This is a genomic window from Candidatus Nitrosopumilus sp. bin_6a (assembly GCF_054095695.1).
On record NZ_JBSWSR010000003.1, the window covers coordinates 25,552 to 42,871 of the forward strand.

Genomic DNA, 17,320 nt, shown 5'->3' on the forward strand with positions numbered 1-17,320 from the left:
AGATTAGTCCAATGTGATTTTCAAAAATATAATCAATCCTGCCAGCTCAGCAATTCCTACTCCTAACATGTATGGGAAAATTTCATGCGAGAAAATCTCTTCCATAGAAAAATAAGCAAATGCACCAATGACATTATGTAAGAAGAGCATTCCTGCAACAACAATCATACCTAATGGAAGCTGTGCTCTTGTCTTTCCATACATTTTTCCAAATATGCAGATAAGAATTCCTAAAATTCCCATATTTGCAATTGAAACAATAGACAAAACTAGAGAAGTAGATTCCATTTAGTGTAAAACACCTATTGAGCTTTTATTTACTTTTATCCAGTTTTCCTTCAATTTCTTCAAATGTCTCCATATTTACTTCAAGAAAAGTTGAGATAAAATAGTTCACGTTGTATTTTTCTCCTACTTTGCTTATCATGTTATTTTTTTCTAGAACCTTAATGTGATGTTGAATTGCCTTGTAATCAAGACCTAATTCTTTTGCTAGTTGATTAGTATTATACGGATTTTCCTTTAATTTTGAAATAATTTTTAAACGATTCAGCCCACCTCGTGAACCTGCAAATACAAACCACAAAAGTCGTTTTGCATCAGTATCATTGACCATGATTTATGAAATTTCTTCCAATTTACTACTAAAAGGTATTCTGGGATAGAAGAAAATAGAAAGTATAAAAAACAAATCAGACAAATTTGTATGAATTAAAAAATGATGCTAAATTATGATGCCCCGTTGTATAGACCTCCATCTGAAGCTAGATCACTGATTTTTCAAGTAACTCTTGGTTGTTCATTTAACGAGTGTTCATTTTGTGATATGTATAGATCAAAAGAGTATTCTGAAAGACCATGGGAAGATGTGAAAGCAGAGATTGACATGATGGCAGGATACTTGCCAGATACAAAACGTGTATTTCTTGCAGACGGTGATGCACTTAACATTGATTCAGAATATATGATTAAAATTGTAAAATACATTAGAGAAAAATTTCAAAACATTGAGAGAATTTCTTGTTATGCAATGCCAATGAACATTCTAAAGAAAACACCTGAGGAATTAAAGCAAATGAATGAAGCAGGTTTGGATATGTTTTATCTGGGAATTGAAAGTGGTTCAGACATTGTCTTGAAAAAAGTAACAAAAGGAGCCGTTGCAAAAACCATCATCAAAGCTGTTAACAAAGCTAAAGATGCAGGATATGTAATGTCTTGCATGGTAATCTTGGGACTGGGTGGAAAAAAATATTCTAAAGAACACATCAAAGGAACTGCAGAAGTGCTCAGTGCATGTTCACCAAATTATGTTGGTGCATTAACACTGTATTTAGAAAATGGAATCAAGCAAGAGTTCATTGACAAATATGATGGGGAATTTGTTAGAATTAATGACGATGAATCATTAGAAGAACTGTATGATCTAATTAAACAGATTGAAACTAAAGATGAAATTATCTTCAGGGTAAATCATGGTTCTAATGCATATACAGTAAAGGGGACATTCCCACAGGATAAGCAAGAAATGTTAGAAAAAGTGGAATGGATGAAACAGCATCCAGAGATTGTACGACCACAAGGATTGCGTGGATTCTAAATTGAATTTTCTTGGTTAACGTAGACTACCTTGAAAATTTTAACTAGATAATCGCCATCAAAGATTTTACTTGTAACGCCATTTTCAGAATTCAAAACTCTGAATTTATACTCATAATCACCATCTTGTTCGACATTTGTTTGGGCAAAGTGAACTGCATCATTTTCTTTGAAAATTTGAATGATTACAGGATATCCTTCAACATGATTTGCTACATTTCCTTCAACAAATGCCCAAGGCAATGTATTTTTTTCAGAAACATGGAAAAAGATAGTTGATTTTTCAAGTACAATATTTCCATTCAGAGGAATGATTTCAGTTTGAGGTTCATGTGTATGGCCGTTAATGAGAATATGACCTGGATGTGGATGTGCAAAAGATGAATCAGTTGATAGTCCTAGAACGAAAATCAAAGTCAAGACGCCTGAAAATAAAATTACTTTGTTCATATCAATATCATGCATTATAGGAGTTTAAGAATTTTTCAAACTAGAGATCATCAATTATAGATTTGAGGTGTTCTGGAAGATCTGGTAATTCTGTATGACTCTCATTGTTTTGAAGGTTTTCAGGACCAATTCGCCTAACTCGTTGGGTTCCTAAAAGAGTATCAATATTTCTCTGAATATCTTTTTCGGGTAATATTGTTTTTAATTTTTCAAAGATTGTTTCTTCATTTTCATATTTTTTAATCCCATATTGAACAAGGATTGTTTTTTCTTCAGAAGAGAATTCAGTCATATTTTATCAGTGATAATTATGGCTAATAATCTTTGGTTAATCAAATATAGTTAAAATATGATGAACGGTAAGTAATTCTACTTGGTAAGTAAATCACAGTTAATTTCAAATGTCCTAACTACAAGAAAATATGCTGGTATTGCAATAATTAGTGGCACAGGATTAGGAATAATCTATTACTTTTTGACAATGTCAATGCTACCTTCTCATCTTAGCACTACAATGGAAATAATGCCATTTTACATTCTTACATCAGTTGGACTAACCATTACAGTTTCTGCTTTAGCTGGAATCAATTTTGCAATGATGGCTTTTAAAATAAAGAGGATGAAAATGATGAATTCTGTAAAATCAAATTCTTCTGCATTGTTTGGAGGAGCATTTGCTGCATTTACTCCAGGATGTCCTGCATGTACAGCACCTTTAGCCGTAATTCTAGGTGCAGTTGGAGGACTGTCATTGTTTCCAATGCAAGGATTGGAATTGAAATTCATTTCAGTAGGAGTATTGATTTTTTCTATTTGGTGGATTGCAAGAGGTCTACAAAGTAAAAGTTGTTGTAAGATAGGGTAATTTCAATAAATTTTTGATAAAAATCATCTTTGAAGATATAGCGTGTGTTTTTATGTAGTTTTCACGTAGTAATATTATGTCAATGGGAAATAATCGATCAGATAAAAAATCAGGAAAAAATTCCACATTAATCATAGCTGGTGTGATTGCACTTGGAGCAGGTCTGCTTTTTGCTTATTTGATGTTCTATACTGCACCGGTAGAAAAAATGGAGATTGTAAAAGTAATTGCAGTTACAAATGACGGATGTATCGCTGAAACCATGGACGGTTATGCAGTAAATATAGGAGATTGTAACGCAGAACCAGGCCAGCGTGTTAGTGCTTTAGTTGATCAAAAAACAAAAGAACGTGCTGCCTTGATGAATCCAACAAATTAGGAACAAAAATGGGCCCACGGGGATTTGAACCCCGGATCTTCGCCGTGTAAGGGCGACGTCATAACCGACCTGGACTATGAGCCCAGAAACCTACCTTGTTAAAATCCATTTAAACTTTCAGACAAGAGAAAATCTAGAAATTTGATAAAAAACTAGGAAAATCATGGATGTTTTCAGTTTTTTTTCCAGTCCAATTGGTTTAGGTCATGTGACTCGAGATATTGCAATTGTGAATAACTTTGAAAATATTTCAACAAATTTTGTTTCAGGAAGTGGCGCTGCAAAAATTCTAAAAAAATTAAATTACAATGTACAAGATGCATACAATCCTCCTTCATTTATTATTGAGAATGGATCTTTAAAGAGTCCTGCAAAATGGCTATGGAATTATTATCAATATTATAGAGACTGTAAAAATATCTCAGATAAAATTCTGCATAAAGACAGACCGAATTTAGTTATTAGTGATGAAGATTTTGCATCGCTCATCATAGCACAAAAAATGAAAATTCCAACAGTACTAGTTACAGATATCTTAGAAACTCACTTTACTAAAGGAATTGCATCATTTATAGAAAAAAAGATGAACAAATCAATGCAAGACATTATCAAAAAATGTGACATGGTAATTATTCCTGAAATAGGCAATGATCAAAACAATATTAAGAGAGTTGGACCTATTGTTAGAGAGACTAATAACTCTAGAGAAGAGTTGAGGAAAAAATTTTCTTTTGAGAAAAAGACAATAATTATTTCCATAGGAGGAACTGATGCAGGGTTGTTTCTAATTGAAAAAGCAATAAAAGACATTTCAAAAATCAATCAAGACATTGATGTGGTTTTAGTCTCAGGTCCAGCAATAAGTAAAAAATTTGACAATGTGAAAAATTTGGGATTTGTTGATAATTTACATGAATTAATTTTTGCAGCAGATTTGCTTATTTCATTAGCAGGAAAATCAACTATAGATGAGGCAAAAGCATATGGAACTCCTGCAATATTCATACCAATCAAAAGGCATTTTGAACAAGAAGACAATGCCAGAGAAGAAGGATTTGAATTCGAAGACATAAACAGATTAGAAGAATTGATTTTGGAAAAATTAGAGGCCAAAAGAAATCAGGTAAATGTAAACGGTGCCAAAGTTGCAGCTGAAATTATTCAGAAATTGACAGATTAACAACCTAATGCTTAATAGAAGGCCATTTGGTTTTGATAAAGTACCATGACTAATCTAATAGTTGCCAAATTTGGCGGTAGTGCTATAGGTAGAAATGGTGAGACAATTCCAAGAATTATTCAAAGGATTTCAGATTTAAGAGTAGATTCAAAAGTAATTGCAGTTTTTTCTGCCCCTTTAACAATTCATAATGAAAAAAAGCGTTCATTGACTGATGTCATTTTAGAACAGGGTAAAAATGCGGAAAATGGAATAAAACCATCTTTAGATGTTGTGAGAACAACTTATCAAAAAATTCTAGAAATGGTCGATGAAAACAATAGAGAAGAATGTAAGAAAACAATTGACTTTCACCTAGAAAAGGCACAAAAAGCACTTGATGAGGCATTTAACAATAAAGAATTTGTCAATGAAGTACGCTCAAGGGCATTAGCATTTTCAGGGGAAATTTTGATGTCGCATGTAATGGCCTACATTCTAAGAAGCAATGATATCAAAACAGAAGCAGTGGAATTTGATGATTGGCCAATAATAACTGATCATAATATAGAATTTACAAATTTTCTCTCAGCAGAATCTAGAGAAAGAATGGACAAAATAGCAGAATTGGTAGAAAACAATCAAGTAGTAACAATCGGGGGATTTATCGGTAAAACAGTTGATGGTATAACTACAACATATGAGCGTGGAGGTTCAGATAGAACAGCAGCTGATTTAGGCATATTGTTTCATAAAAAATATGAAACCAGCATAGATTTTGAAAAAGACAGTGCAGTAGTTTCTGCAGATCCAAAAGTAGTAGATTCTGAATTGAGAGAAGTAATTCAATTATCATATAATGAAGCAAGATTGGCAGGAATGTTTGGAATGAAAATTTTAGATCCTATTGCAATTAAAGAGATTGTAGAAAATGGCGTAGACATGCCAATTACAATTACAAATATGAAAAATCCTGAAAAAATTACTACAATTAAAAGAAATCTTCAACAGCAAAAAGGACATCCAATAAAAATAGTAACAGGAAAAGAGAATTGTGCAATATTTAGAATTGAGACAAACTCAATTCAGAAATTATTGACATCTTTGGAAAAAGACAAACATTACAGTGAATTTGTCATATTGTCACCATTTACAAAAGACGGGATAGAATTCTCCAGAATATTATTCTTAGATGGTGAATATGTTAAGAGAAATGAGAAATATCTTTTAGCATTTGATTCACTTGCCACAATTACATACAACAGGGGAGTCATTACATTGATTGGAGATGAGATGTGGAGGGTTCAGCAAGTAGCTTCTAGAACCAGTGCAAAGATTGGTGAATCAGGATTAAATATTTTGAATATGGATGCACAGGAAGAAACATCACGAATAATCATCGTTGTAGAAGATTCACATGACAACATCACAAAAGCTATCAAAGCAGTACACCAAGAAATTTCAAAGATTAATTTTATTTAATGTAAAAGTGGCGTTACGGGCTTTCACCTGTAAGCGCCATCATGGGTTTGTTCTTGGACCTTTATCTAGAGTTAGTCCGGCGTTACCCAAAACACGCGATATTATTGGTTACAATTCATAGTATTTAGAGCTGATCTATATAGATCCATTCACATACGCTCAGCTGCGAACCACAAAACGATTCCTATTCCTAGTATGACATACCACTTGAAATTTTTCTTATTCATGAAAATATTGGCAGAGCCTAGATCCTCATCTTTGTATGCAGTCAGACGAATTTTTCTCATTTCAAATGCCTGACCAACCAAGCCTACAACAAGACATACAATACCAGCAAAACCCAAAGTCCACTCCATACTTGAATTAATGATTAATGAGATATGAAGTTTGAGATGCTTTAAGAACAAAAAAAGATAATTCTTTAAATTAGCATTGTTTTTTTGCTCTCCTATGCAAGAGATTGGAAAAATATGGATGAATGGAAAGCTAGTCCCATTCAAAGATGCCAAAGTTCACGTATTAACTCATGCCTTACATTATTCAACATCAATTTTTGAAGGGATCAGATGTTATGACACACCTAATGGATCAGCAATTTTTAGATTGCCTGAACATGTTGATCGATTTTTCAAATCTGCTAAACTATATTCAATGAAAATGCAATTCTCAAAAAAAGTAATTTCAGATGCCATCATTCAAACTGTAAAAGCGGGAGGGCTCAAAGAATCATACATTAGACCATTAGCATATTACGGATATGGAACAATGGGATTGACACCCACTACCAATAGCGTAGATGTTTCAATTTCATGTTGGGAATGGAAGATGGGAGAATCAAAGGCAGGTAAATTTTCAGGAGCAAAATGTAAAATATCAAGTTGGACAAAAATTGATTCAAGATCCCAACCAATGCAAGCAAAAGCTGCATCAAACTATGCAAATGCAGCTCTTGCAAGAATGGAGGCATTAGATAACGGATATGATGAAGCAATAATGCTAAACTATCACGGCAAAGTTGCAGAAGGTAGCGCAGAGAATATTTTCATAATCAAAGATGACATTATTCAAACACCACCTCTTTCAGCAGGAGGATTGGAAGGAATCACTAGAGATAGCATAATACAAATGATTGAGGAGAACGGAGGATTTGTAATTGAACGTGATCTAGAGAGAGACGATCTTTATAACGCAGATGAAATTTTCATGACAGGAACAGCAGCTGAAGTAAAATCTGTAACTCAAATTGACAAAATAAAGATTGGGAATGGAAAAATGGGAAGCATCACCAAAGCATTGCAAAAGTCATTTTCAGATGTAGTGATGGGAAAAGATGAAAGATTCTTGCCATGGTTGACATTTATCTAAACTCCATGAGGTTTTTTACCCACAAGATAGACTAGAAAATATGGATTCATGTGAAACTGGGGATACACAAGAAATATGCTGGTTTTGCAGAAAAGGCCGTCATGGTGATTGTATGAAAGAGATTCCTACCCAAGGGAAATCAGATGGACCTCATGATTGTACTTTTGATACAAAACTTGTTACATGCAAATGTCAGCATTAAACAACTAGTATCAAATACAGCTTTGTTTGAAAAATTTCATGAATTACAATGAAGAATTTTGGAACAAATACTGTAACGAAAACGAAGCAAGGTATAATGAAGAATTTTCTAAATTTGTTCGAGATTTAGCAACTTCTTTGAGATGTACGAGTATTCTAGAGGTCGGATGCGGTACAGGAATTGATTTAAGATTATTTCCAGATACATTTCAAATCCATGGTGTTGACCTAAATGATAATGCATTAAGCATTGCAAAAGAAAAACAACCCATTGCAGACTTTAAGAAAGGATCTATCACTGAATTGCCATTTGATGATAATTCAGTAGACTTTGTGTTCACGCATGGATTGATGAATTACTTGGATGATAATACACTTGAAAAAGGAATTGCAGAGATGTTTAGAGTTGCAGGCAAATACATTATGAATTGTGAAAAGTTTGAAGAAAATGAAAAACAAATTGATGAAAATCAAAAGTTTCGTAATATGAAAAAAAGATGGCTTGAATATAACGTGAAATTCGTTAGCAATGTAGACATGCACGAAGATATAGAACCTGAAAAGCCCAGATTCACGTTATTAAAAAAATTGTAATTTTATCTATTTTTTACGTTTGACTGATGTTTTTGGCAGCATTATAGTAAAAGTTGTAGGATTGTTTGTTACGCTGATTTCTCCTCCATGTTGTTCAATAATATTTTTACAGCTTGCCAAACCTAATCCAGTTCCTTTTTGTTTGGTAGTAAAAAGAGGCTCAAATATTTTAGATAACTCTTCATCAGGAATTCCTTTTCCTGAATCTATGAATTTTAAAATTGCCACATTATCTTTTTCTGAAATTTCAATCGAGATATTGCCTCCTTGATGTAATTCCTGTATTGAATTAATTATCAGATTGATAAAAACTGCATCAAGTTTTATGACATCACATTCAATTTGAACATCATTTTGAGGAAAATTCACTTGAATATCAGATGGAATGTTTATTTTTTTCAAAGAGTTACTAATAGAATCATAGAGTGAAACAGTTGTCAATTTTAATGGAGATAGTCTGACATAACCCAAAACATCGCTAACTTGATGTGAAATTCTATCGATACTCTTTTCGATTAGATCAATCCGTTTTGTTATTTTTGGATCAGATATTTTTAAATCAGAAGGACTTTGCTTAATCAGATCTACAGACATTTTCATTACAGATAAAGGATTTCTCAAGTCATGCGCTAGTCGTCCAGATAATTCTCCAATTGCGGATAATCGCTCAGATTTTAATACTTGTTGGGTTTTTTCTTCAACAAGATTTTCAAGATTATCTCAAAACCATTGGGAGTAAACGAATTGCTTGCTCTTGTAAAAAAATACAATCAGATCAAAGCTTGAAAAATAATTCAGTATTATCAAATCTAAAAATTTATTTCAGAATTAAAAAGCGGGTCTAAAGGGATTCGGACCCTTGACAACCGGATTAAGAGTCCGGTGCGCTACCTGGCTGCGCCATAGACCCACCAAAATGGATAAGCCTAGAGTTGTTATTAATCTTAAGATTTTAAAATAAATGAAAATTTTTAGTTTTGTGCTTTAGCTTCAATTTCATTGTACTTTTCAATAATTGCTGTAAGTGCAGTTGAAACTGGAACATCGTTCATCTTTTTCTTTTCGGCTAGAAGTTTTTGGTATGCATCTAGTGTGATGTATACTGGAATTGAACCGTTTCCTTCTAGTAGTCCTCTAACGTTGTATAGAGCAGTTTCCATTCCTTTCTCAGCTGATTTTGCAAACTTTGCTTTATCCAAAATTGCTCCCAAAGGACCAAATGGCATCTCATAATCTACTGACATGGTTACTCTTGTGAGATTATTACCTAATGCTTTGAATTCGTTGGTAATTTGCCAGTTCTTGAAAGGACCTTCAATTTGTTTGGCAGTGATTTTCTCATTTCTGATGAATTCAGTTGTTTCACAATCCCACTCTAAACGTTTTCCGCTAAAGTCACCGATAACTCTAAAGGTTGTACCAACACCCATTCCTTCCTTGATATCCATAGGAACGACTGTCATGCCTACAGTGTCATTTTTGATTTGATCAGAAACATGTTCTGGTCTTGCAAAGTAGGTGAAAACATTCTCTACAGGTGTTTTGATATTGATTGATTTTGTAACGAGGGTCAACGATTGAGTTTCTTGCCAATAAGGATTTAAAGGTTTTGAAGATTTTCCTAAGGAAATAGACTTACAATATATTCATCCATAGCACATAGGAAATTGAATGACTAAAAAGCGATCAGGTTTTTTGATCTTTATTTTGATATTTTCATCATTTTCAGGATTTAGTTCAGCATATGCACATTCCATGTTTAATTCTGCTGAGCAGTCAAATGGCAATTATAGGGTCCAAGTGGCCACAGCCCCAGAATTTCCACAAATCGATGAGCCATCTCAATTTCTCATCAAAGTCACTAAAGGATTTGAGTATGAAGAAGTAGATCGTTTTACAATGGGGATCAGAGTATTTTATCATGATCAACAAGTAGATGCCATTCCACCTACCTCAGTAGAGGGATCCCACTGGGATTTCGATTACGTTTGGAGGAATATAGGAAATCATATTGTCAAAGTTGATTTGTATGATATGGAAGGAACTGACGGAATTTTGACTTATACATTTAACATGGGAACACAAAGTCCATTTGGAGTAATATTCATCGGTGCAATTACTACAGGTGCCCTGGTATTTGTAGGTGTAATGTTGTATATTTACTTGCCAAAAATTCTAAAAAAATCTAAGCAGTGATTGTCTTAGAAGACTTTGCAATTCTAAATGCAAATATCACAGTTAACAACACCATAGCAAATAGCCATATTCCAATTCCCAAATGAATTGCAACTAGTACTGCATGTAGTTTTGTGTCAATGACTAGAGCTCCTAGTGTAATCTGGGTAATTACCAAACCTGTTGCAAGGGAACTAGTAATTTTTATTTTTGAGTCGGAATTTTTGTTGATTAAACTTGCAACCATGGTGGCAATAATCAATACCCCAGTAGTTGCAGCAACTGTTCTATGAATCCATTCAATAAGATATTCTTCAGAGGGCATTATTCCATTAGGACATAGAGGCCATTCAGGACAAGTCAAGCCAAGGCCAGCTGCTGAAATATATCCACCAATAAACATCAATGAATACAAAACAATCATTGTTGCTAATGCTAGATATTGAATGGCCAAAATTTCTCTACTAGTTTACTGTAACAATACCGATCATCCATGGATGTACCATACAAAAGTAAGGGTATTCACCTGCTTCATTTAATGTAACTGAGAATGTGCCACCGGCCATAAACAAACTACTATCAAATATTCCATCAGGACCACCTGCTGGTGTTCCACTTGTAACTGTGTGAGCTGCTGAATCATCATTTGACCAAGTAATTTCTTGACCTGCTGAAACTGTAACATGGTATGGGATGTAACATTCGTTTGTTTCATCACATCCAGGAACTCCAGAACCTTCTGGTAGAGATATCACTCCATCGTATGCTACTGGTTCTGATACTGCAACTTCTTTCATTACCTCTGGTTCTGGTGCCTTTACTTCTTCTAGAACCTCTGGTTCTGGTGCGGCTTTCATAACCTCTTCTTCAACTGAAACATCACCTACAATGATTTTACCTACCATTCCTTGTTCTCTATGGCCTGGAACTGTACAAATGTAATAATAAACTCCTTCTTCGCCTGCAACAAACTCGGATGTTCCAGCATCGCCTGGTTTTTGTGGATTTGATGCAGATGCAACTTCACTTCCTGGAATAATTCCTCCAAATCCTTCAGTTTCTGCAGTAACACCAAATGCATGGAATGATTTTCCTGCATTATTTACATTAAAGACTACTTTATCTCCAACTTCCATGTTGATTGTTGGATTGTTATCAGGATCTCCTGGTAATGCATTAAATGCCAAAGTCCTAAAGTCTGATGATTCAATAAATGAAAGTGTGGCCATGATTGTATCACCAGTATGTGCTGCTGGACCTGCTGATGCAGAATCTCCAGCCATCATTGCTACAACTGGGGCCGGTTCTGATATCCAATAGTCCCACATTCCAAAGAAGATTGCTCCACCAACAATGCAAATACCCAACATGATAATCATCATTTTTCCAGTTCTAGCTGGTGTTGTTCTGTAAATTTGGGAATTATCGTGACTCATTTCATAAATCTCCTAATGTGATGGATTCTTTGCCTCAAATGGATAATAGTATTTCCCACCGACTCCAAATGGATCTTCGGTATTTGCGGGTTTTCCTCTTGCAGAACTGTAAATCATGTTTACTAAGAATATTGCCATACTGACACCAATAATCATTGCACCAACTGTTGCAATTTGGTTCATAGCAATCCATTCTGGGATTGGCGGATAATCGAAAATTCTTCTTGGCATTCCATACAAACCAAGTACGTGCTGTGTAAAGAATACTAGTACTGTACCAACAAAGGTCATGATAAAGTGAATCTTACCCATTGTCTCATTGTACATTCTACCAGTTACGTATGGGAACATGTAGTAGAAGAATCCAATTGAACCAAATGCGATTGTACCCATCACAAAGAGATGGAAGTGACCTACAACCCAGTAAGTATCGTGTGTAGTAAAGTCTAATGGCATAGCGGCATTTGCAACACCCCCAGCTCCTGCAGAGAAGAATAATGCAATTCCACCAACGGACCACATCATTGGGGTTAAGAATTTAATTCTGCCATTCCACATTGTTGCGACAAAGTTGAATACGTGCATGGCAGATGCTGGAACTGCTGCTAATGTTCCTACCATAAATACAGTTTTTTCAGTAAATGACATTCCGGTTGCATACATGTGGTGTGCCCACGATGAGAAACCGACAATAGATAGTAAAACAAATGCAAAGACACCAGAGTTATAGCTGTAAATTGGTTTTCTTGAAAATCTTGGAATGATTTCATACATCATACCGATTGCTGGAATAACAAGTACATACACCTCAGGATGGAATGTAAACCAGAACAAGTGTGCATATGCAATTGGATCTCCTCCCATTGCAGGATTGAAGAATCCACTTACACCGAGTCTGTCAGTTAGTAACATTAAGAGAGCTGCTGCAAATGTTGGAATTGCAACAAGGATAATCAAAGATGATGATAGGAAAGACCATGCCAACAATGGAACTTGTCCAATTGACATGTCAGGGTGTTTGCATTTGAGAATTGTAACGATAAAGTTGATTGCACCTAATACAGATGAAATACCTAAAATCTTTAGTCCAAAAATCCACATATCGGCAGCAGGGCCAGGAGCACTGATGATAGAGTATGGTGGTGTTGCATACCAAGTAAAGTCTGCAAATCCTAACCAAATGAGTGCTCCACCTGGTGGAATCATCCAAAATGCGATTGCATTGAGTTTTGGATATGCCATGTCTTTGTATCTAACCATAATTGGAACATAGTAGTTACCAACTGCAGATGCAAATGGAATGATAAACAAGAAGATCAATGTTGTACCGTGAACTGTAAAAATTCTGTTAAAGGTCATTGCATCACCAATAATTTGTGCTCCTGGTAAGAACAACTCTGCTCTGATTGCAAGTGCTAATGCTCCACCTAAGAACAAGAATCCTAGTGATGTGATCAGGTATAGTAAACCGACATCAGTATGATGTGTTGAAAACATAATTTGCCAAATTGGACGTGGCTTTTGTAATTCTAGAACCATTGGTTAATCTCCTCAGTGTTTACCAATGAAAGTTGTGATAAAAGCGTTGTCAAGATGGATCCTCCACAATTAATTTTGCTCTCATGTTATAGTGAATCAATCCACAGTATTCTCTGCATTGAATGTCATGTTCTCCTGCATCAGTTGGAGCAAACCACACTGTGTTTACTCTACCAGGAATTGCATCCATCAAAACAACATAATCGTGAATATTAAAAGAGTGATTAACGTCTGTAGAGTGAATTTCAAATTTGTAAGCTTTGCCAACATCTACATGCAGTTCACCAATTTCTTTAGTTCCATCTTCATGTTCAAAAGTCCAGTACCATTGCTGGCCAGTTACAATAATTGTTTCAGCATCCTCTGGGGTATGTTCAACTAGTCGTTCTGCTTCCCAAGCTTCAGCACCTACCCAGCACATCAAAGCCACTACAACACCAGTGTAGATCCATTCAGGCCAGTTAGAGTGTCCACCCATGATTACCAGTCCGTGCCCTCATATGGAGTTGGTTTAGCTTTAGGATGAGATTCCCTAAATCTCCAAACTTGCCAAATAATTGTACCAGATACTACTGCACCAACAGTAAATCCGACTGTCATTAATCTATAAAATAAATTCCAAATAACCACTCTACGATCAAGATATTCACCAGGCTCATCACCAGCAGCAAATACCAAGTCTACAGCTGGAATTAACATTAAACCGCCCAATACCAAGAATAACCCAACGAATTTCTTCATAGTGATTGAATGACGTGGCCTACAATTTCTATTTAAGGGTTTTCAGGATTATTAGCTACCAACCCTGATCGAATCGAGAAGGATGCATTACATTAAGTCCTGAAAGGGAGAATTTTTGTTCTTTTTCCCTAAAGATGTTAAGAGAAGCATTTGCAATGATTAATTCAAAGAGATTAGTGGCAGATAAATCGACAATTGTTGAAAGCATTGCCTTTATTGGATCCATGTGAGTTACTAGAACGACATTTTCATCAGGATGCTTTTCAATTACATGATTTACTATTCCTAAAACTCGTTTTTTGACTTGATCAAATGTTTCTACTCCGTTGTGAGCAATTTCCAATTCGCCGTTATAGAATTTCATAAAGACATTACCATGGCTGGTAAAGATCTGATCATAAGGCATTCCAGTAAATTTTCCCATATCAAGTTCAATTAGACGATCATCAATTGTTACATCAATTGAATTATGTTTTCCAACAATTTCAGCAGTGTGCTTTGCTCTTTGAATAGGACTGGAATAAATTGCTGAGACATTCATGTGTTCAAGTAATTCAGCAGTATGTTCTGCTTGTTTGATTCCAGTTTCAGTTAATGGGACACCTTCTGTTCGTCCAGCTAGAATTCTTTCAGTGTTATTTTTGGCTTGTCCATGTCTAAGGAAGATAATCTGTCCCAATTTGATCGATTTTCAAATAAAGATAATAATAACATTGTCAGATAGATAAATCATGAAAATAGGAATTATCGGCGGAACTGGTGGAATGGGCAAAGGATTTGCTTTGAGATGGTCACAAAACAATGATGTAATAGTTGGCTCTAGAGATGCTGCAAGAGCATCAGAATCAGCTGTAGAATATACAAACTTGGCAAAAGAAGCATTTGGAGAAATCAAAGGATCAATTACAGGAAATGATAATGTTTCAGTTGCAAAAGAAAGTGATGTTTTAATTTTATCAATCCCATATGAGAATATTGATTCTGTATGTTCTGGAATTTTATCAAAAGTCAAAGACAGTTGTGTTGTGGTATCACCAATTGTACCAATGACAAAAACAGATGTAGGATTTGAATGTGTTTCAATTAAAGAAAACAAGCCATTCTCATACAAACTTGTCTCAGAACATATGAAAGATAAATCAAAACTTGTTTCAGCATTTCATGTAATTTCCGAAAAAAAACTTGTCAATCCAACTCTAGAACTAGATTACGATATCTTTGTTTGTGGAGATGACATGGAATCAGTTACAGTTGTAAACAGCTTGATTGATCAAATCAAAGGATTAAGATCGATATACTTGGGGCCAATCGAATTATCATATCTTGCAGAGATGTCTACTCCGTTGTTGCTCAATGCAATGATTAGAAACAAGATAAAGAATCCGGGCATCAAAATTATCTAAGTCTCATTTATCATGAGTCACGAGTATTATAGACGGGGCAGGAATTGGTTTACAGCCATAGGTGTGCTGTTTTGCGTGATGGGAGGAATAGTTCTTGTTCAACAATTATTGATTTGGGGAATAGATTTTGTGGTAGATTTTTTGTTTAATGCTGAATTTACAAACGAAAAAGTTTCAGTAGCAATGATATGTTTTGGACTTTTTATGATAGCATTAGGATTTAGAAAACATGAACAAAAAAGATGAATTCCTATCAGAGCAGAAAATATTACATTTAGCTACAATAGGCAAGAACAAAACCCCTCATATCTCACCAGTTTGGTATCGATATAGTACTAAAAAATTCTATATTGGGACAAACACAAGCAGGCAAAAAATCAAAAATATCAAAGAAAACAACAGAGTTTCATTTTGTGTGGATGTAGGGATTAGTGCTCCAAATATCTACGGAGTGATGGGGCAAGGAAATGCCAATCTAATTTTAGAAAATTCCAAAGTCAAATCAATTGCAAAAAAGATTCTTTTGCGATATTTTAAGACACTTGATAACAAGTCAGCAAAAGAATTACTAGAGGATACTGATTGTATTATTGAGATAATTCCAGATAAAGTTACAGTTTGGAATTACTAGTTACAAATTCTTCAATTTTATTCATTGCTGAATCTAATATTTTCAGATCAGGAAGATACACTAGTCTGAAATGTCCACTGCCGTATTTCTCTCCAAATCCAGAACCATGAACAGTAAGCACGCCCTTTTCTTCCAACAATTTTGTAACAAACTCCTTGTCAGTTCCGAATCTATTATCTTCAATTTTTGGAAATGCGTAAAATGATCCCTTTGGGTTCGGACATGACAATCCAGGTATTTCATTTAGTCGTTTAACAACAAAGTCTCTATGTTTCTTCATTTCTGAAACAAATTTACCAATGTAATCCTGAGGTCCGCGAAGAGATTCCAAAGCTGCATATTGTACAGGAAGACTGGTTGCAATTCTCACTCTAGCTAATTTTGGAAGATGTTCACGTAATTGCTCAAGTTGCGGCGATTGATTAAATGCAATGTACCCTATTCTCCAACCAGACATTAGATGTACTTTGGAGAATCCATTTAGAACAATAACTGGAGAGTCTCCTGCAACTTTGCCAATTCCTACAAATTTTTCATCAAATACTATTTGATCATAAATCTCATCACAGATAATGTAGAGATTGTGCTGATTTGCAATATTTACTAGTTCTTTGAGTGCCTTTTCATTAAACACGACACCTGTTGGATTGTTTGGACTGATTAGACATATAGCTACAGTCTTTGATGTGACTTTGGATTTTATATCTTCGATATCAGGAGTTGAATTATTCAGATCAACTGCAAACTCTACGGGAACACCACCATGCAATCTAACGTATGAAGCATATGGAGGGTAGTAAGGTCCTGGAAGCAATACCTCATCTCCTTCTTCAACAATAGATGAAATCACCATATCGAGTCCTTCTGAAACTCCATTAGTGATTAGAATGTCATCAGCCCCAATTGAGAGTCCTTTTACATTTTCTTTTTTAGCAATCTCTTGTCTTAATTCTAAGAGACCTTCAGATGTAGAATAGAAATTATCACCTCTGTTAATTGCATCAATCAAAGCTTGTTTTACATTATTTGGAGGTTGAAATCCAAACTGGACAGGATCACCAATGTTGAGATAATCAACTTGCATTCCTCTTTGTTCTACTTTTCTAGCAGCAAGTACGATATCTCTAATTGCATATTCTACTCCAACAACTTTTTTTGATACCTTCAAAGTATCTAGACAGATATTTACACCCGTTAAAATCTTACTTGTTTGGACTCGTTGCACAGTCTGGATAGTGCGAGCGGCTTCGAACCGCTAGGTCGAGGGATCGAAGCCCTCCGAGCCCTTTAGATTATCTTAT

At 34.9% G+C, this 17,320-nt stretch carries 26 protein-coding genes and 3 tRNA genes; 13 read left to right on the top strand and 16 right to left on the bottom strand.

Features of this window, described 5'->3' with window-relative positions; all coding sequences use genetic code 11:
* Nucleotides 1–3 precede the first annotated feature (3 nt).
* Entirely contained in the window at nt 4–288 is a 285-nt protein-coding gene (locus ACW9XA_RS04070; RefSeq protein WP_300326668.1) for a hypothetical protein, read from the bottom strand.
* Between the two features lie 25 nt (nt 289–313).
* Complete coding sequence (locus tag ACW9XA_RS04075; protein ID WP_457763115.1) at nt 314–616, bottom strand: ArsR/SmtB family transcription factor; 303 nt, start codon at nt 614–616, stop codon at nt 314–316.
* A 102-nt stretch (nt 617–718) separates the two neighbouring features.
* Between ACW9XA_RS04075 and ACW9XA_RS04080 the strand changes: the two genes are divergently transcribed.
* Nucleotides 719–1,600 carry a radical SAM protein gene (locus tag ACW9XA_RS04080; protein WP_457763116.1) on the top strand — a complete coding sequence of 294 codons (882 nt, stop codon included), beginning with the start codon at nt 719–721 and terminating at the stop codon, nt 1,598–1,600.
* Here the strand turns inward: ACW9XA_RS04080 and ACW9XA_RS04085 are convergent.
* Both ACW9XA_RS04085 and ACW9XA_RS04090 read right to left on the bottom strand, forming a co-directional pair.
* On the bottom strand, nt 1,597–2,049 hold the full coding sequence (locus tag ACW9XA_RS04085) for a hypothetical protein (RefSeq protein ID WP_457763117.1): 453 nt from the start codon (nt 2,047–2,049) through the stop codon (nt 1,597–1,599). The genes ACW9XA_RS04080 and ACW9XA_RS04085 overlap by 4 nt on opposite strands.
* Before the next feature lie 40 nt (nt 2,050–2,089).
* Nucleotides 2,090–2,341: a hypothetical protein gene (locus ACW9XA_RS04090; protein WP_300326679.1), complete on the bottom strand. Its 252-nt coding sequence runs from the start codon at nt 2,339–2,341 to the stop codon at nt 2,090–2,092.
* Between the two features lie 81 nt (nt 2,342–2,422).
* Between ACW9XA_RS04090 and ACW9XA_RS04095 the strand changes: the two genes are divergently transcribed.
* Nucleotides 2,423–2,914, top strand: coding sequence for a hypothetical protein (locus ACW9XA_RS04095; RefSeq protein WP_457763118.1), 492 nt, complete (start codon nt 2,423–2,425; stop codon nt 2,912–2,914).
* 82 nt (nt 2,915–2,996) lie between these two features.
* Nucleotides 2,997–3,293, top strand: coding sequence for a hypothetical protein (locus tag ACW9XA_RS04100; RefSeq protein ID WP_457763119.1), 297 nt, complete (start codon nt 2,997–2,999; stop codon nt 3,291–3,293).
* A gap of 9 nt (nt 3,294–3,302) precedes the next feature.
* Here the strand turns inward: ACW9XA_RS04100 and ACW9XA_RS04105 are convergent.
* A tRNA-Val gene (locus tag ACW9XA_RS04105) sits at nt 3,303–3,377 on the bottom strand.
* Between the two features lie 79 nt (nt 3,378–3,456).
* On the opposite strand from ACW9XA_RS04105, the gene ACW9XA_RS04110 reads away from it, so the two are divergent.
* Entirely contained in the window at nt 3,457–4,473 is a 1,017-nt protein-coding gene (locus ACW9XA_RS04110) for a glycosyltransferase (protein WP_457763120.1), read from the top strand.
* 45 nt (nt 4,474–4,518) lie between these two features.
* The gene (locus tag ACW9XA_RS04115; protein WP_457763121.1) at nt 4,519–5,934 is read left to right on the top strand and encodes an amino acid kinase family protein; all 1,416 of its coding nucleotides are present in this window, start codon (nt 4,519–4,521) and stop codon (nt 5,932–5,934) included.
* 149 nt (nt 5,935–6,083) lie between these two features.
* On the opposite strand, the gene ACW9XA_RS04120 is transcribed toward ACW9XA_RS04115, so the two are convergent.
* Nucleotides 6,084–6,290 (bottom strand): hypothetical protein, encoded by a 207-nt coding sequence (locus ACW9XA_RS04120; RefSeq protein ID WP_457763122.1) that lies wholly within the window; start codon nt 6,288–6,290, stop codon nt 6,084–6,086.
* 94 nt (nt 6,291–6,384) lie between these two features.
* Between ACW9XA_RS04120 and ACW9XA_RS04125 the strand changes: the two genes are divergently transcribed.
* From ACW9XA_RS04125 to ACW9XA_RS04135, 3 genes are read left to right on the top strand one after another with little or no spacing between them, the layout of a single operon-like run.
* Nucleotides 6,385–7,299 carry a branched-chain amino acid transaminase gene (locus ACW9XA_RS04125; protein WP_457763123.1) on the top strand — a complete coding sequence of 305 codons (915 nt, stop codon included), beginning with the start codon at nt 6,385–6,387 and terminating at the stop codon, nt 7,297–7,299.
* Between the two features lie 40 nt (nt 7,300–7,339).
* Complete coding sequence (locus ACW9XA_RS04130; RefSeq protein WP_457763124.1) at nt 7,340–7,501, top strand: hypothetical protein; 162 nt, start codon at nt 7,340–7,342, stop codon at nt 7,499–7,501.
* Nucleotides 7,502–7,539: 38 nt separating this feature from the next.
* The gene (locus tag ACW9XA_RS04135) at nt 7,540–8,094 is read left to right on the top strand and encodes a class I SAM-dependent methyltransferase (protein ID WP_457763125.1); all 555 of its coding nucleotides are present in this window, start codon (nt 7,540–7,542) and stop codon (nt 8,092–8,094) included.
* A 6-nt stretch (nt 8,095–8,100) separates the two neighbouring features.
* Here ACW9XA_RS04135 and ACW9XA_RS04140 read toward each other — a convergent pair whose 3' ends face one another.
* From ACW9XA_RS04140 to ACW9XA_RS04150, 3 genes are all read right to left on the bottom strand, one after another.
* Nucleotides 8,101–8,748 (bottom strand): sensor histidine kinase, encoded by a 648-nt coding sequence (locus ACW9XA_RS04140; RefSeq protein WP_457763258.1) that lies wholly within the window; start codon nt 8,746–8,748, stop codon nt 8,101–8,103.
* Nucleotides 8,749–8,930: 182 nt separating this feature from the next.
* Nucleotides 8,931–9,004 (bottom strand) — tRNA-Lys (locus tag ACW9XA_RS04145).
* A gap of 61 nt (nt 9,005–9,065) precedes the next feature.
* On the bottom strand, nt 9,066–9,668 hold the full coding sequence (locus ACW9XA_RS04150) for an SRPBCC family protein (protein ID WP_457763126.1): 603 nt from the start codon (nt 9,666–9,668) through the stop codon (nt 9,066–9,068).
* A 97-nt stretch (nt 9,669–9,765) separates the two neighbouring features.
* Here ACW9XA_RS04150 and ACW9XA_RS04155 point away from each other — a divergent pair, with 97 nt between their 5' ends.
* On the top strand, nt 9,766–10,290 hold the full coding sequence (locus ACW9XA_RS04155; RefSeq protein ID WP_457763127.1) for a hypothetical protein: 525 nt from the start codon (nt 9,766–9,768) through the stop codon (nt 10,288–10,290).
* Here ACW9XA_RS04155 and ACW9XA_RS04160 read toward each other — a convergent pair.
* From ACW9XA_RS04160 to ACW9XA_RS04185, 6 genes are read right to left on the bottom strand one after another with little or no spacing between them, the layout of a single operon-like run.
* Nucleotides 10,280–10,723 carry a COX15/CtaA family protein gene (locus tag ACW9XA_RS04160; RefSeq protein ID WP_457763128.1) on the bottom strand — a complete coding sequence of 148 codons (444 nt, stop codon included), beginning with the start codon at nt 10,721–10,723 and terminating at the stop codon, nt 10,280–10,282. The genes ACW9XA_RS04155 and ACW9XA_RS04160 overlap by 11 nt on opposite strands.
* A gap of 10 nt (nt 10,724–10,733) precedes the next feature.
* Nucleotides 10,734–11,705, bottom strand: coding sequence for a plastocyanin/azurin family copper-binding protein (locus ACW9XA_RS04165; RefSeq protein ID WP_457763129.1), 972 nt, complete (start codon nt 11,703–11,705; stop codon nt 10,734–10,736).
* Nucleotides 11,706–11,717: 12 nt separating this feature from the next.
* A complete protein-coding gene (locus tag ACW9XA_RS04170) occupies nt 11,718–13,244 on the bottom strand; it encodes a cytochrome c oxidase subunit I (protein WP_457763130.1) in 1,527 nt (508 codons plus the stop codon).
* Between the two features lie 49 nt (nt 13,245–13,293).
* Nucleotides 13,294–13,722, bottom strand: a complete 429-nt coding sequence (locus ACW9XA_RS04175) for a hypothetical protein (RefSeq protein WP_457763131.1) — start codon at nt 13,720–13,722, stop codon at nt 13,294–13,296.
* Nucleotides 13,723–13,724: 2 nt separating this feature from the next.
* A complete protein-coding gene (locus ACW9XA_RS04180; protein ID WP_457763132.1) occupies nt 13,725–13,985 on the bottom strand; it encodes a heme transporter CcmC in 261 nt (86 codons plus the stop codon).
* A gap of 55 nt (nt 13,986–14,040) precedes the next feature.
* Entirely contained in the window at nt 14,041–14,664 is a 624-nt protein-coding gene (locus ACW9XA_RS04185) for a histidine phosphatase family protein (RefSeq protein ID WP_457763133.1), read from the bottom strand.
* A 52-nt stretch (nt 14,665–14,716) separates the two neighbouring features.
* Here ACW9XA_RS04185 and npdG point away from each other — a divergent pair, with 52 nt between their 5' ends.
* From npdG to ACW9XA_RS04200, 3 genes are read left to right on the top strand one after another with little or no spacing between them, the layout of a single operon-like run.
* Nucleotides 14,717–15,388 carry an NADPH-dependent F420 reductase gene (gene npdG / locus ACW9XA_RS04190; RefSeq protein WP_457763134.1) on the top strand — a complete coding sequence of 224 codons (672 nt, stop codon included), beginning with the start codon at nt 14,717–14,719 and terminating at the stop codon, nt 15,386–15,388.
* Between the two features lie 12 nt (nt 15,389–15,400).
* Nucleotides 15,401–15,634: a hypothetical protein gene (locus ACW9XA_RS04195; RefSeq protein ID WP_457763135.1), complete on the top strand. Its 234-nt coding sequence runs from the start codon at nt 15,401–15,403 to the stop codon at nt 15,632–15,634.
* Complete coding sequence (locus ACW9XA_RS04200; protein WP_457763136.1) at nt 15,618–16,019, top strand: pyridoxamine 5'-phosphate oxidase family protein; 402 nt, start codon at nt 15,618–15,620, stop codon at nt 16,017–16,019. The genes ACW9XA_RS04195 and ACW9XA_RS04200 overlap by 17 nt, the downstream gene beginning before the upstream one ends.
* Here the strand turns inward: ACW9XA_RS04200 and ACW9XA_RS04205 are convergent.
* The gene (locus ACW9XA_RS04205; protein WP_457763137.1) at nt 16,000–17,187 is read right to left on the bottom strand and encodes an aminotransferase class I/II-fold pyridoxal phosphate-dependent enzyme; all 1,188 of its coding nucleotides are present in this window, start codon (nt 17,185–17,187) and stop codon (nt 16,000–16,002) included. The two genes, ACW9XA_RS04200 and ACW9XA_RS04205, sit on opposite strands and share 20 nt — an antisense overlap.
* A 44-nt stretch (nt 17,188–17,231) precedes the next feature.
* Here ACW9XA_RS04205 and ACW9XA_RS04210 point away from each other — a divergent pair.
* Nucleotides 17,232–17,306: transfer RNA gene (locus ACW9XA_RS04210), tRNA-Arg, on the top strand.
* Nucleotides 17,307–17,320 lie beyond the last annotated feature (14 nt).

Excerpts from the sequence above, each read along its gene's own strand:
- npdG (WP_457763134.1), top strand. The coding sequence starts at position 14,717 with ATGAAAATAGGAATTATCGGCGGAACTGGTGGAATGGGCAAAGGATTT.
- ACW9XA_RS04135 (WP_457763125.1), top strand. The coding sequence starts at position 7,540 with ATGAATTACAATGAAGAATTTTGGAACAAATACTGTAACGAAAACGAA.
- ACW9XA_RS04200 (WP_457763136.1), top strand. The coding sequence starts at position 15,618 with ATGAACAAAAAAGATGAATTCCTATCAGAGCAGAAAATATTACATTTA.
- ACW9XA_RS04170 (WP_457763130.1), bottom strand. The coding sequence starts at position 13,244 with ATGGTTCTAGAATTACAAAAGCCACGTCCAATTTGGCAAATTATGTTT.
- ACW9XA_RS04120 (WP_457763122.1), bottom strand. The coding sequence starts at position 6,290 with ATGGAGTGGACTTTGGGTTTTGCTGGTATTGTATGTCTTGTTGTAGGC.
- ACW9XA_RS04125 (WP_457763123.1), top strand. The coding sequence starts at position 6,385 with ATGCAAGAGATTGGAAAAATATGGATGAATGGAAAGCTAGTCCCATTC.
- ACW9XA_RS04180 (WP_457763132.1), bottom strand. The coding sequence starts at position 13,985 with ATGAAGAAATTCGTTGGGTTATTCTTGGTATTGGGCGGTTTAATGTTA.
- ACW9XA_RS04075 (WP_457763115.1), bottom strand. The coding sequence starts at position 616 with ATGGTCAATGATACTGATGCAAAACGACTTTTGTGGTTTGTATTTGCA.
- ACW9XA_RS04110 (WP_457763120.1), top strand. The coding sequence starts at position 3,457 with ATGGATGTTTTCAGTTTTTTTTCCAGTCCAATTGGTTTAGGTCATGTG.
- ACW9XA_RS04115 (WP_457763121.1), top strand. The coding sequence starts at position 4,519 with ATGACTAATCTAATAGTTGCCAAATTTGGCGGTAGTGCTATAGGTAGA.
- ACW9XA_RS04090 (WP_300326679.1), bottom strand. The coding sequence starts at position 2,341 with ATGACTGAATTCTCTTCTGAAGAAAAAACAATCCTTGTTCAATATGGG.
- ACW9XA_RS04165 (WP_457763129.1), bottom strand. The coding sequence starts at position 11,705 with ATGAGTCACGATAATTCCCAAATTTACAGAACAACACCAGCTAGAACT.
- ACW9XA_RS04085 (WP_457763117.1), bottom strand. The coding sequence starts at position 2,049 with ATGAACAAAGTAATTTTATTTTCAGGCGTCTTGACTTTGATTTTCGTT.
- ACW9XA_RS04130 (WP_457763124.1), top strand. The coding sequence starts at position 7,340 with ATGGATTCATGTGAAACTGGGGATACACAAGAAATATGCTGGTTTTGC.
- ACW9XA_RS04175 (WP_457763131.1), bottom strand. The coding sequence starts at position 13,722 with ATGGGTGGACACTCTAACTGGCCTGAATGGATCTACACTGGTGTTGTA.
- ACW9XA_RS04195 (WP_457763135.1), top strand. The coding sequence starts at position 15,401 with ATGAGTCACGAGTATTATAGACGGGGCAGGAATTGGTTTACAGCCATA.
- ACW9XA_RS04080 (WP_457763116.1), top strand. The coding sequence starts at position 719 with ATGATGCTAAATTATGATGCCCCGTTGTATAGACCTCCATCTGAAGCT.
- ACW9XA_RS04100 (WP_457763119.1), top strand. The coding sequence starts at position 2,997 with ATGGGAAATAATCGATCAGATAAAAAATCAGGAAAAAATTCCACATTA.
- ACW9XA_RS04155 (WP_457763127.1), top strand. The coding sequence starts at position 9,766 with ATGACTAAAAAGCGATCAGGTTTTTTGATCTTTATTTTGATATTTTCA.
- ACW9XA_RS04070 (WP_300326668.1), bottom strand. The coding sequence starts at position 288 with ATGGAATCTACTTCTCTAGTTTTGTCTATTGTTTCAATTGCAAATATG.